Raw genomic sequence first — 12,386 nt, forward strand, 5'->3', positions numbered from 1 at the left:
ACGCATCAGGGAGGATGATGACTGACACCAGCAAGGGCAACGCGACTGAGGTCGCGACTATCGCTGCGTTGCGGCGTGAGGCAGAACGGCTAGAAGAGGATGCAACTTACTCCAGTAAAGGCCATTTCAACGCTGAGGATACGTGGGTGCGTCGCAACTACCTTCTCGGCGTTCCTGCCACTGCCCTAGGCGCGATTGCAGGTGCATCGTTGATCAAGAGTAGCCCCGAGTGGGCGACGGTCTTCACGCTCCTCGCTTCACTGCTCACCGGGCTTATGACCTTCCTGAAGCCCAACGAGCGCGCGGCGCTTCACCGGGCGGCAGCTGGCCAATTCTTGGAGCTGCGCAATGAGGCCCGATTCTTCCGTGAGGTTGACTTGCTTCAGATCGAACGGCTAGCAGAGCTCCCGGACAGGCTCAGGGCTTTGTCAGCCACCAGGAACGAGCTGAACAAGACGAGCCCGAGCATTCCACGCCATGCATTCGTCACTGCGCGGAAAGGCATCGAGGAGGGAGAGGCCAAGCACGAAGTCGATCAGGGGGAGTGAGCCATGTCAGTTTTGAGCTTTCTGACCGAGACGGCCAGAAGTGCGATGCTGTCCGGAGCCGAGCAGTCGTCCATCAATACGTCTGTGGCCACACTGCTGAACCGCCTCGATCTGCACTTCGATGACGGCGTCATCACGCGGCACTTCCGGTTCGGTTCATCTACGCGCGGCACCATCCTCCCTAGATCGATGGACGAGCAGTCCGACATCGACTACATGATTGTGTTCAAGGATGCCAGCGCAACACCGCAGACCTATTTAAACCGGCTCCGGTCCTTCGTTCAACAACGGTACGGCACGTCCGAGATATACCAGTCGCAGCCGACCATCGTCCTCGAGCTGAACCACATAAAGTTCGATTTGGTGCCCGCCACCATGAACTGGCTCGGCCAACTGCAGATTCCCAATGGAGCAGGTGGCTGGCAGACCACCAACCCGAACGACTTCAACTCGACGCTGGAAGGCAAGAACAAAGAGCACCGATCGTTGATCAAGCCCACGATCCGTCTCTTCAAGTTTTGGAACGCGTCCAGCGGCTACGTGTTTCCTTCGTTCGAGATGGAGAAATGGGTTTGCGGTCAGTCGTTCTGGTTCCTGTCGAATCAGCGCGATTACTTCTTCGCAGTGATCGAGGCTCTCAGCACAGATGGCTCGTATTCACAGCGGGTCAACAACGAGATCAGACGCGCGAAAGTCATCGTCCAGAACACCAAGCGCTACGAGGCCCAGGGAATGTCTCTTAAAGCCGAAGCCGAGGTCCAAAAGCTATTTCGTCTGTAGCAGCAACCCCACCTCTGCAACCCAAATGCGAGTCTCAGCCGTGAACCCGAAGGAAACCGCGCAAGGATGGTGACGGGCGTCGCTCAGCGCGGGCGGACCCATGAGAGCCGCAAATAGAGAAAGCCCGATGCGTTGGCATCGGGCTTTCACGTCGGGCCATCAAGCTGGGACCGTTTGAAGGCCCCGTTTTGACTTGCGACAAGTTCAATGTACCGCTTCACCTGGCGCGTCGCCAGTCATTCACGCCGCGCGGGCGCGTTGGTCGTGCCCTACGCTTATCGGACGCGTTGATCGCGAGTACTTGCCCGCGCCGCCGCGAGACTGGCTCGCAGGCACCCGGTAGGCTTGTGACTTCATGACCACGAGATGGGAAATGGCTGCGAATCCGGACGTCCTAAAGAGCTTGGCAAAGCTCATTCAGGATCTGCAGCAGCTCGTCACGCTGCTGCTGCAAGGTAGGCGTCCGGCAATGTCATCTTGAACCGGCTGTCGCCTGCGACAAGGATGCTGTCCACGTAACGTAGGTGGACGCATGACAAGCGACAGGAAGACACGGCGGCGATACAGCGAGTCGAAGAAGGCGCAGGTGCTGGCCGAATGCAGCGAGCCCGGCGCGTCGGTTGCCGAGGTGGCGATGACCCACGGCATCAATGCCAACGTCGTTCACCGCTGGAGGCAGCTGTGTCAGGGCCAGGCTCCTACCGGACTCGCCAAGACAAGCGAGTTCATCGCGCTCCCGCTTCCTGCGCCGACTGAGCCGGCCGCGGTAGCGCCTGATGTCCGAGTCGAACTCAGGCGCGGGCCAGTCTCGATCACGGTCACCTGGCCGGTCAGCGCAGCGGCAGAGCTTGCTGCGTGGACTCGCGAGTTGTTGCGGTGATCCGCGTCGACTCCGTGTGGCTGTCGGTCGAGCCGCTGGACATGCGAGCCGGCACCGAGGCCGCCCTGCGACGCGTGGTGGCCGTGTTCGGTGCCGCACGGCCTCACCACGCCTACCTCTTCGCCAACCGCCGCGCCAACCGGATGAAGGTGCTCGTGCATGACGGTATCGGGGTGTGGCTGGCGCCGCGCCGCCTCTACGCGGGCCGCTTCGTCTGGCCGCGCGACGTGACCGGCACGCTGAGCCTGAGCCGCACTCAGTTCGACGCCCTGGTACTCGGCCTGCATTGGCAGCACGTCGGCGAGGCCGGCGTCATCACGCTGCTATAGCTGCGCGTCCATTGCTGCATCTGCCGATGGCCGGCGCGGCGTGGGGCAGGCAGCATCGCCACTCGTGATTGCCGACGACCTCGACACACTCGATACCCAGCAATTGCGCGACGCCCTGCGGGCCGCGCGCGCCGAGGCTACGTTCAAGCAGGTCGTCATCGAGAAGCTCACGCATGAGAACGCCATCCTGAAGCGGCTGAAGTTCGCTGCGCAGAGCGAACGCTTCAGCGCCGAGCAGAAGAGCCTGCTGGACGAGACGCTGGACAGCGACCTGGCGGCGGTGGCAGCCGAGATAGAGGCGTCGCAGCTAGGGCGCGCCTCTGGCGAGCGGCAGCAGCCCCGGCGTGAGAAGCTGCCGGCGCATCTGCCGCGCCGCGACGTGCACCATGAACCGGAGAACACCGCCTGCGGCTGTGGCCAGGCCATGCAGCGCATCGGCGAGGACGTGGCCGAGAAGCTGGACTACCAGCCCGGCGTCTTCACCGTCGTGCGCCACATCCGCGGCAAGTGGGTGTGCAAGTGCTGCGAGCGGATCGTGCAGGCACCGGTAGCCCCGCACATCATCGACAAGGGCCTGCCGACGGCTGGCCTGCTGGCCCAGGTGCTGGTCGCCAAGTATCTGGACCATCTGCCGCTGTACCGGCAGGAGGCCATCTTCGAGCGGGCCGGGCACGCCATCGCGCGCTCCACACTGGCCCAGTGGGTTGGCGAGTGCGGTGTGCAGCTGCAGCCGCTGGTGGACGCGCTGGCTGCGGAGCTGCTGCGCCAGCCGGTGCTTCACGCCGACGAGACCCCAGTGGCCATGCTCAAGCCTGGCCACGGCAAGACACACCGCGCCTACCTGTGGAGCTACTGCAGCACGCAGTTCAGCCCGCTGCGGGCCGTCATCTTCGACTTCGCCGACAGCCGCGGCGGCCAGCATGCCCGCGACTTCCTCGGGTTGTCCGGGATGCCAGGCAAGCCAGCTTGGCAAGGCAAGCTCGTCTGCGACGACTTCGCCGGTTACAAGGCTTGCTTCGATCTGGGAGTAACCGAGGTCGGCTGCATGGCGCACGCCCGGCGCAAGTTCCACGAACTCTGGGCCAACCACGGCAGCCAGGTCGGCGAGCAGGCGCTGAAGTTCTTCGGCCAGCTCTACGAGGTGGAGCGAACAGCGGCCAATGCCGATAGCCAAGCCAGGCTTCAAGCCCGCCGAGCGGTCCGGCCTCTGGCCGACGCACTGAACCAGTGGTTGCGGCAACAGCGCCAGCGCGTGCCGGATGGCTCTGCCACCGCCAGGGCCATCGACTACAGCCTCAAGCGTTGGGCGGCGCTGACCCGCTACCTCGATGACGGTGACCTGCCCATCGACAACAACTGGGTAGAGAACCGCATCCGGCCCATCGCGCTCGGTCGCCAGAACTGGCTCTTCGCCGGCAGCTTGCGCGCGGGCAAACGCGCTGCGGCTGTGATGAGCCTTATCCACTCGGCCAAGCTCAACGGGCTTGATCCCTACTCCTACCTGCGCAACGTGCTGGAGCGCCTGCCCTTGCAGCCAGCCAGTCGGGTGACGGAGCTGCTGCCCCAGTACTGGTGTGCGCGTCCGCTCAGGGGCGGACATGACGCGACGCAGTGACCGCGTGCAGAGCCAGTGCATCGGCCCATTGCCTAACCCACTGATTCCAGGGCAACGCGTTGTAGAACCTCAGTAACGCATTGAAAGAGCCATCTCGCGCTCGTTCGTTATAGCTCTACGTTGCTATGGTTCATCAACCTTGCCAGCCGGAGAACCCGCTGCCTACCCGCGACATCGCCTACATCCTGCATGCCGATGACCAGCACGACAACTTGTCCACGACCAAGTTGCTTCTGGATCGCCCTGGCGTGGAGGTCGTATCCGCCCAATCGGCCGCGGAGGCGCTATCGCTCGTAGACAAATACGAATTCGCTTTGGCGCTGATGGACGTCCACATGCCCGAGGTGGATGGGTTCCAGTTGGCGGAAGCAATGCGAGGCGACCCCCGCACCAGCGAAGTTCCCATCATCTTCCTGACCGGTGCCGGCATGGACGCCGCTTGGGCGTTCAAGGGTTACGAGACGGGCGCAGTGGACTTTTTGATCAAGCCCGTCCATCCGGTGGTGCTCGAAAGCAAGGTCGGGGCGTTCGTCGCGCTTTACCTTCAACGCAAGGCACTGCGGGACGAGAAAGACGACTGCCAGCGGTTGTTGCGGGCCAACCAGCGCATGGCCGCTGAGCTCGAACATGCGCATGGACTCGCCCTGCAGGCAGCTTTTACAGACGAATTGACAGGTGTTCCCAACCGGCGCCACATCCTGAAGCTGGCGGCCAGCGCGCTTGCTGATCCACGGCGACACTCACAGCCTGTCTGCGTCGCCCTCCTCGACCTGGACCACTTCAAGAAGATCAACGACACCCACGGTCATGCCGGTGGCGACGCGGTTCTCAAGCACTTCTGCGCACACACGCAGGCCCATCTGCGTGCCGGCCAGTCGATGGGCCGCTTCGGCGGAGAGGAGTTCTTGCTCCTCCTGCCTGGCACGGAGTTGGAGGACGCCTGCACCGCGCTCGAACGGGTGAGGCAAAGCTTGGCGCCGCATGCCGGCATCGCGTACACCTTCTCTGCCGGCGTCGCTCAGGCTCGCGACGGCGATACGGTCGACGCCGTGATCGAACGTGCTGATCGCGCCCTGTACATCTCCAAGGAGCGCGGCCGCGACTGCACCTCAAGCGAGCTGATGGGCCTCTAGCTCTGGTACGGGGCTGGTTAGCTGCGCGCGTGGTCGCATCAAGGCGGTGTCCTACACCGTGGAGAAGCCCCGAGGCTTACGCTTTTTGCGCTTTTTGGGGCAGTTCGCCCATGAAGCGTTGGCACTCGTCTCGGCGCGTCGTCCTACGCTTAGGGTGGCATTTCGTTGCAGCTGACACCACATATAACCGGCCGGGGACCTTCAATTGCCCGCAACGCCACGGTCGAACGAAGAACACGGGGCAATTGTGAATCAGGCAGTTTGGGTAGAACCGGTGGGGAAGCTTGTGGTCGCGCGCATACGAGGTGTTGCGACGGAGGAAGTGCTGCGGGAATGCCAGTCGCGCGTCCTCGCCATCGCCGCCGACGCTGGATTGCGGTGTGTGCTCTACGACCTCCTCGAAGCCCAGGCCCTCACGCCTGAAGTCGCCCTGTCGCAGATCAGGCTTGATGAAGCCGGCCCAGGGGCCGATCTGCGTCGAGCCATCGTGGTGCCGAATACTCAGCTGGCCTACGTGGCTCGGCTTGCCTTTGGCACCAGCGACCATCGCGTCTTCTACTCTGACATCGCGGCCGCGTTCAGATGGCTCGATGAGCCTGACAGTCCGTGCAGTGACGATTTTGTCTCCCCAGGTGCATACGAACGCTCGGCACCGCGGGCGCATTGACGGGGCGCCACAGCGGAGGCTGGAACCCTATCGGCAACTGGTAATTGACGGACCTGCCTATTCCTGCAGCACAGGGTGCAAAGCCTGAATCAAGCAGCGCCGGCGCTCGGCGGCAGCAAACTTATCAACAGCCTTGTCCACCGGTTCTGTGGACAACGCGCTCGCCCGATATCAGCCAGGCACATCGATTGCTCACAAGGGCCACCTTTCTGTCCGCAACCTGGCCACATTCATGTTGCTGCGCGTTCTTTACGTGAGCCTGATGGAGCCGGGCTTGCACTCCAGTGACCTGCAGCGGCTCGTTTTCAGTGCTCGCCGAAGGAATCGACAACTGGATCTGACCGGCGCGCTGTTCGCCTGCGAGGGCCGCTTTGTTCAAGCGCTTGAAGGGCAGGAGGAAGCCGTTGACAAGATGATGCTGGAGATCGCTCGGGACCCGCGTCATCGCGATATCCATGTCTACGAACGTGCGCCCATCAAGCTGCGCATGTTCGCGGATTGGGACATGGCCTTCATCAATGACTTCCGCCTTCATGCGCCATTGCAAGGCGTTGTCGACGGAGGTGCATCCCCACACCAACTTTTGGAGACGATGCGAGATCGCGTCAACGCGCACAAGGAAGGGCCCTGCTGATGTCGTTCGTTGGCGAAAGTTGTTAGCACGGCCAATCGGGGCTGATGCGAGAGCTACAAACACAGCCTACCGAACGTCAAGGTGACTTAGCAGGACGCATACGCTGCAAGGGCTTACGCGTGCGAAACCTTGGCAGCGCCAGCTCGCTGGACATCTAGCGGACGTCGACCAGCAGCTGCATGTCCTGCGTTTGACCGTGGCGATGGAGCGGCGCGACGCCGAGATCCTGGAAGCGGCCCAGCACTTGGCTGGTGTCTGCAGGCTCTCAGCGGCGGCGCTCGCCGGGTCGCGGGTCGATCCGACTACACGCACTGCCGTCCATCTCATCGTCGACCTGTCTGAGCGTATCCACAACGCTATCGACCAGCTTGGCCCATGATGCTCTGCACTTGTGGAATACGGTCGACTTCACGCTACCGCTGATGCTTCATCGCACCGACCAACGCTTCCGCCTTGGCACGCCCATCCTCTGCACGCGAGCGCTCAAGCCGCAGCTTCAAGATGTCGCACACGAGGTCGGCAAGCCGTTCCAATCCCTGGGTTTCAGACAGGGCTAGATGACCTGGTACTTGGTCGAGGACGCATAGCGCGCCGAGTGCATAGCCAGCGACCTTCAGCGGGTAGCCGGCATAAAAGCGCACTGCTTGATGCCCAATGACCAGCGCGTTCTGCCGGAATCTCTCGTCCATCGATGCGTCTGGTACCTCGAGAAATCGGTCATCCAGTACCGTGTGGATGCAGAACGACTCCGACAGGGGATGAAACGGCTGGTCCCAGCCGTACCGAGACCCAACCCACTGACCATCAGGCGATAGGAACGTAATCAGGGCCGTGGGGCGACTCGTCAACGTCGCCGCCAACGCCGTGACGCGGTCCAAGCACTTGTCGGTGTGAGGCCTTAGCACGTCCAAGGCGTGCATGAGCTCAAGTCGCCCCGGATCGTGAATTGCTGATTTGGTCAAAGACGTGCCCCTGAGTCAGGTAGCAGGTGGTCTCGGCAAATGTCGTTCCACCCTGGGTTCTCTGCAACCTCGGCGGAGTAGCCCTTGTTTTCAGTCCGCTCGAAACCTGGCGACAGCACTGGAAGATTTAGGCGCTGGCCTCGCCTGTTTGGACCGCCTCGGCAGGCGATGCTTTCACAGACCTCTTCACCGCAGCTTTCTTCGCCGGCGCCGCCTTGGTGCCCTTTTTAGCGGGCGCCTTAGTTGTAGGCTTCGCCGCAGCAGCCGCTTTGGTCGGCTTGACTGCCTTTTTGGCCGGAGTTGCCTTCTTCTTGGCCGCGACCTTCTTCGCTTTTTTCGGTGCGGCCCTCACTGCAGTATTCGCCTTCTTGGCTGCAGAGCCTGCCTTCTTAGCACCTGCCAGGAATTCATCTAGCGACCGACCGGCGTTAAGTGCCGCGTGAATCCAAGCCGGGCGCTTCCCGACCCCATGCCAGCTGTTGCCCTGGCCATCTGAGTATTTGGCAGGCTTTTGAGCAGCGGACGTCCTGACTGTCCGCGTCTTCTCAGCTCGCGCGGTGGACTTGGTGCCGCTTGCTACAACCGTGCTGTCCGAAGAACCAAACAAGTGGTCGACGGTCAGTCCGTGCTGCGCGATCTCCCTCTTGATGCGCGTAATGACTGTGGACTGGATCGCGGCTGCTTCTTTCTGCAGCTTCTCAATCTGATCCATGATTTTCGAGAGGGACTTAGCCATGCAACGACTCCAGGTGAAAGTTCGTCCAAGAGTCTAGGGGGCAAACAACAACGGTTACCCTTCGCGTGCGTATCCGACGCTCCACGAAAAGAGGCCCTTCGACGGCTGAAGCCAGCGAAGGGCCAATCCACCCTAGAGGCGGTGGAGGAGACAAACGGTCGATGCTGCGGCGCACCAATTGCTGCAGATTGCGGCTTGCGGCTTACGGGGAAATGACAAGTTTCCCAGCCAGTGAGGGCGGACCGGAAATGCCCGGTCGCGGCTGAGAAGCCACCCGAATACGGGGCGTGATGGCGGACCGCAAGACTGCTGTCATGCACCTGCCGCAAGGTCGCCTCAGCGAAGGCCGCTGGACGGGTCGAGGAGTGCATGAACGGGCTTGCCCGGCCGCCAAAATTTCGGGACTCAGCAGGGCTCAGCTTGGCCTTCAGCGTCTGAAGCGTCATCCCGGGCTCCCCGCGGGTTGGCGCGATGGCGCGCAGACGCGAGCGCAACTCAGTCGCGCTGGGCTTCCGTGATCTCAACATTCCGACGAAGAGCGGGATCAAAAACTCCAACCCTGAGGCGATGGTCCTCTTCCATCAGGCGCTCAAAGTCCGGGCTGCCGAACTCGCGGCCGACCGCGGGCATGCGATCCCACAGCCTGTCTTCAAGCCTGCCGTCCACGCTCCGCTCACGCATCAGGCGATAGACCCTGCCTCGTTGTCTGCGCTGTGACGTCATCCGAAATCCGATGCCTTGATGGGTGGCTCAGCGAGGACGCGCTGGAACTGTTGCGTCGCCAGGACGATGTTTGCCCTGCAGCTCCAGGCGGCGTGCCTCCAACTGCGTACGCAGTTTGGCGACGACCTCCTGGGCCGGTACGCCAAAACCGGTCTGCTGAAACCGCGTCCAAGCGGGATCAGCTCGGGCGTGGAATTCGGCCTGCATGCGGCGGTCGAGTTCGGTGGATGTCATCGGAGGTCGTGCTTTAGGACGGAGCAACCCGATCCAGCGCCTGTTTCCAAACCTCTGGACTGCCCAGTTTGACTGCGGCCTGCGTGCCGACGTTCTCAAGCAGCATCGCCAGCAACTGCATGCGTTCCTCGTCGGACCAGAGCATCATTCCATCGATCACCTCGATGCGGGGCGGTATGAGCTCTGCTCGCGCCCTCACTTCTTCGGCGTTCCATCTTCGCCCTTCGACGCCAATGTTCCAAGACAGCATCACACCCCCCGTTTAGGGAAAGTTATGGAAATCGCATAACTTTCCGGACTACACGTAGCCGCGCGCAAGTCGCGACCTAGATACGTCGTAAGCGCCTACTCTCTTCTGCGGCAGAATATGATCAGCTCGTTCAGGCCTTCCTGCTCCTCGGCCAGCAGCTCGCCGCGCACCTTCCAGGTCTGCCGGTCTGGCCAGTAGTCGACCACCTCGGTCCCGGTCCGGATGACGTAGTGCCCAGCCGGGTCCACCTTGAACTCGATGTTGGCCCGCATCAGCCAGTGCGCCGCGCCGGGTAGGTCCGGCTTCTCGCCAGGCGGGCGCAACAGGTCCTCCACGGCCAGCTGCACCTTCACGCACTCGTCGTAGCTGAGGCTCGCCACGTGGGCGTCTTCGTATGGGATCCGGAGGATCTTGGCCATCCATGCATAGGCATCCGCGCGCGTCATCCGCGCCGGCTCCATCCACAGCCCATCGAACAGCCGGTGCGTCTCTGTCCTGGCAGCCCTCAGCTCCTCGTCTGCCAGGCTACCCATGGGTAGGGTGCCATCGCTGATCAGCTCGGTGCCGTCGCTCCTTCGAACTCGTGCGCCGACCTTGTGGCAGCCCACAGACGCATCGCACAGCGTGCAGCGCCAGATGTTGCGGGTGGCCAGCTCCGGACGCTCTGGGTACACGTCGGCACCCGTGACCAGTTCAACCGCTGAAAAGCAGTACGGACAGCGGTCCGGTGGGCCTAAAGGTACGCGCGGCGTGGGATCGGTCATGAAGGCGGCGGTGACGTTCATGTGCGGGTGGACGGTTCGGCGCGGGATGGTGTACTGTATAAATAAACAGTATTTCACGCCATCCCATGCTTGCGACCACCCAAGCGGAGCTCATTCTGACCTCCGCGCCCGAGCCGTCCAGTGCCGCCCCAGTGGCGCTGGCGCCGGCAGAGGCCGACCTGGTCGCGCCAGCTCAAAACGCGCCTTCCGCGGGCGCCGCGCTACCTCCCGAGCTCGCCGACACGGTCTGGCGGGGCAATCAGCTGGGCGGTGGCCGTGCCGGCTTTGTGTCCAGCGGCTTTCCGGCGTTGGACGCCGAGCTGGTCGACGGCGGCTGGCCCGTGGGCTGCCTGATCGAGGTTCTGCAGCCTCAGCCCTCGCTGCTGGAATGGCGCCTCATAGGGCCCTGCCTGCGAGCCTTGGTCAGCGGGGGGCGCTCCGTGGTCGTCATCGGCCATCCGAAGCGTCCCAACCTGGTCGGCCTTCGGCACCTGGGCATTGAAGAAGACAACCTGCTTTGGGTGAAGGTTGACCTGCCGTCGCACCGACTGTGGGCCACAGAACAGGCCATCCGCTCGAACTCCGCCGCGGCCATCTTGACGTGGCTGCCGCAGGCCCGGCCCGAGCAGCTCCGCCGGCTGCAGGTGTTGGCGCAGGGCTGCGAAGGCCCTGTCTTCATCATCCGGCCCGTCCAGGCACGGCACGACCCGTCGCCGGCTCCCGTGCGCGTCTTCGCCTCGCTGCTCATCGACTGGCAGGTCCGCGTTGAGATCTTCAAACGGCGCGGTGCGCCGCTTGAAACCCCGCTGACCCTCGACTCCATCCCTGGCGGACTCCAGCACGTGCTGACCAAACGCATGCGCCGCCCCAGCCAACTCATTGCTCTCATGGAGGCCCAACGTGCTCTGGGTCGCCCTCGTCACCTCGCCCACGCCACCGCCAGAACAGCCGCCGACGCCATCGCCCGAGCAGCCAGCCTCGCCTGACCCCCTCGATGGCCTCGCTCTCTGGTGTCTCCAGTTCACCCCCCGGGTGGCCAAGGCCGAAGGGTGCGCCATCGTGATGGAGGTCCAAGCCAGCCTGAAGCTGTTCAAAGGCGAGGCTGCACTCAAGGCTCGCATCGGCGATGAAGCGCCCGATCTGGGGGTCATCGGCATCGGCTGGGCGCCCAACGCCATGGCCGCGCTGCTACTCGCGCGCTGCGGTGTGCTGGATCTGGGCGACCGTGGCCTGCAGGCGGTTCTCGACCCATTGCCGCTCATCGAGCTGACCGCGGCGGCCCAGCATGCCGAAGTGCTGGCGCGCATGGGTGTGAACACGCTGGGCCAGCTCCGACGACTTCCCCGTGACGGTGTGAGCCGTCGATGGGGCGATGCTGTCCTCACAGCGCTGGACCAGGCGTATGGACGCGTGCCTCAGGCGCACAGGTGGGAGGTGGTCCCGGAGACATTTGCCATCCGGTACGAGCTGCCTGCGCGCGAGGACAACGCGCCGGCGCTCCTCGCTTATGCGCGGCCCATGCTGATGCAGATGTGTGGATGGTTGTCTGCACGCCATGCCGGCGCCGAGGGTTACACGCTGCGGTGGGTCCACGATTCCATGCGTGCCAAGGAAGTCGGCGATGGCGGTGAGGTCACCATCCGCTCAGCCGAGCCGATGCGCGACGTCGAGCACTTCACGCGGCTGCTGGCCGAGCACCTGGCCAAGCTCCAGTTGCTTTCACCGGTGGGTGAACTTCGCCTCGAGGCCGTTGGCGTCGAGCGTGTCACCGAGCAGTCGATGTCGCTGCTGCCGCAAAGTCTTGGCGACGGGGAGTCCTTGTTCCTGCTGGCGGAGCGCCTAGCTGCCCGCTTCGGGCCCGAGTGCGTCCTGAAGCCGTACCTCGCCGACGACCACCGTACCCAGTACGCCGTTCACTGGTCGCCGGCCGCCAAGCGCAAGGCACGCAAGCCTGAACCGGTGCCCGAGCTCAACGCGCCCACGATCCTTCAGGATGAACCGATCCGCCTGGCAATCCGAGAGGGGTGTCCGCACTACCAAGGGCCGCTGACGCTGGCGGATTCAACCAGTCGACGCAACACACTGACCCCTGCTCAGGCAGAAGGAGTGTTGCAAATGAAATACCGGACAC

General features: G+C 63.2%; 16 protein-coding genes. 10 read left to right on the top strand and 6 right to left on the bottom strand.

What is annotated here, in order from left to right; genetic code table 11:
• Positions 1-14 precede the first annotated feature (14 nt).
• The 6 genes from AC3WOE_RS29585 (at position 15) to AC3WOE_RS29610 (ending at position 5,285) form a co-directional block, all read left to right on the top strand.
• Positions 15-548 (top strand): SLATT domain-containing protein, encoded by a 534-nt coding sequence (locus tag AC3WOE_RS29585; RefSeq protein WP_492695935.1) that lies wholly within the window; start codon positions 15-17, stop codon positions 546-548.
• Positions 549-551: 3 nt separating this feature from the next.
• The gene (locus tag AC3WOE_RS29590; RefSeq protein WP_492695938.1) at positions 552-1,328 is read left to right on the top strand and encodes an SMODS domain-containing nucleotidyltransferase; all 777 of its coding nucleotides are present in this window, start codon (positions 552-554) and stop codon (positions 1,326-1,328) included.
• A gap of 532 nt (positions 1,329-1,860) precedes the next feature.
• The gene (gene tnpA, locus AC3WOE_RS29595; protein ID WP_492695940.1) at positions 1,861-2,208 is read left to right on the top strand and encodes an IS66-like element accessory protein TnpA; all 348 of its coding nucleotides are present in this window, start codon (positions 1,861-1,863) and stop codon (positions 2,206-2,208) included.
• Positions 2,205-2,537 carry an IS66 family insertion sequence element accessory protein TnpB gene (gene tnpB / locus AC3WOE_RS29600; RefSeq protein ID WP_492695942.1) on the top strand — a complete coding sequence of 111 codons (333 nt, stop codon included), beginning with the start codon at positions 2,205-2,207 and terminating at the stop codon, positions 2,535-2,537. Before tnpA ends, tnpB begins: the two co-directional genes overlap by 4 nt.
• Before the next feature lie 103 nt (positions 2,538-2,640).
• Entirely contained in the window at positions 2,641-4,152 is a 1,512-nt protein-coding gene (gene tnpC / locus AC3WOE_RS29605) for an IS66 family transposase (protein WP_492695964.1), read from the top strand.
• 125 nt (positions 4,153-4,277) lie between these two features.
• The gene (locus tag AC3WOE_RS29610) at positions 4,278-5,285 is read left to right on the top strand and encodes a GGDEF domain-containing protein (protein ID WP_492695944.1); all 1,008 of its coding nucleotides are present in this window, start codon (positions 4,278-4,280) and stop codon (positions 5,283-5,285) included.
• 76 nt (positions 5,286-5,361) lie between these two features.
• On the opposite strand, the gene AC3WOE_RS29615 is transcribed toward AC3WOE_RS29610, so the two are convergent.
• A complete protein-coding gene (locus AC3WOE_RS29615; protein WP_492695946.1) occupies positions 5,362-5,832 on the bottom strand; it encodes a hypothetical protein in 471 nt (156 codons plus the stop codon).
• A 253-nt stretch (positions 5,833-6,085) separates the two neighbouring features.
• Between AC3WOE_RS29615 and AC3WOE_RS29620 the strand changes: the two genes are divergently transcribed.
• Positions 6,086-6,586, top strand: coding sequence for a BLUF domain-containing protein (locus AC3WOE_RS29620; RefSeq protein WP_492695948.1), 501 nt, complete (start codon positions 6,086-6,088; stop codon positions 6,584-6,586).
• Between the two features lie 413 nt (positions 6,587-6,999).
• On the opposite strand, the gene AC3WOE_RS29625 is transcribed toward AC3WOE_RS29620, so the two are convergent.
• Complete coding sequence (locus tag AC3WOE_RS29625) at positions 7,000-7,506, bottom strand: GAF domain-containing protein (protein WP_492695949.1); 507 nt, start codon at positions 7,504-7,506, stop codon at positions 7,000-7,002.
• A gap of 169 nt (positions 7,507-7,675) precedes the next feature.
• Positions 7,676-8,284, bottom strand: a complete 609-nt coding sequence (locus AC3WOE_RS29630; protein ID WP_492695951.1) for an H-NS histone family protein — start codon at positions 8,282-8,284, stop codon at positions 7,676-7,678.
• Positions 8,285-8,755: 471 nt separating this feature from the next.
• On the opposite strand from AC3WOE_RS29630, the gene AC3WOE_RS29635 reads away from it, so the two are divergent.
• Complete coding sequence (locus AC3WOE_RS29635; RefSeq protein ID WP_492695953.1) at positions 8,756-9,001, top strand: hypothetical protein; 246 nt, start codon at positions 8,756-8,758, stop codon at positions 8,999-9,001.
• 33 nt (positions 9,002-9,034) lie between these two features.
• On the opposite strand, the gene AC3WOE_RS29640 is transcribed toward AC3WOE_RS29635, so the two are convergent.
• From AC3WOE_RS29640 to AC3WOE_RS29650, 3 genes are all read right to left on the bottom strand, one after another.
• Positions 9,035-9,241, bottom strand: a complete 207-nt coding sequence (locus tag AC3WOE_RS29640; protein ID WP_492695955.1) for a hypothetical protein — start codon at positions 9,239-9,241, stop codon at positions 9,035-9,037.
• A 13-nt stretch (positions 9,242-9,254) separates the two neighbouring features.
• Entirely contained in the window at positions 9,255-9,491 is a 237-nt protein-coding gene (locus AC3WOE_RS29645) for a hypothetical protein (RefSeq protein WP_492695957.1), read from the bottom strand.
• 95 nt (positions 9,492-9,586) lie between these two features.
• Positions 9,587-10,276 (bottom strand): zinc-finger-containing protein, encoded by a 690-nt coding sequence (locus tag AC3WOE_RS29650; RefSeq protein ID WP_492695959.1) that lies wholly within the window; start codon positions 10,274-10,276, stop codon positions 9,587-9,589.
• A 65-nt stretch (positions 10,277-10,341) separates the two neighbouring features.
• Between AC3WOE_RS29650 and imuA the strand changes: the two genes are divergently transcribed.
• Positions 10,342-11,241 (top strand): translesion DNA synthesis-associated protein ImuA, encoded by a 900-nt coding sequence (imuA, locus tag AC3WOE_RS29655; protein WP_492695961.1) that lies wholly within the window; start codon positions 10,342-10,344, stop codon positions 11,239-11,241.
• A 46-nt stretch (positions 11,242-11,287) separates the two neighbouring features.
• Positions 11,288-12,386 (top strand): Y-family DNA polymerase (locus AC3WOE_RS29660; protein WP_492695962.1); only part of this gene is annotated, 1,099 nt, incomplete at its 3' end.

The sequence above is a fragment of the Roseateles sp. FW305-36 genome, assembly GCF_058787015.1.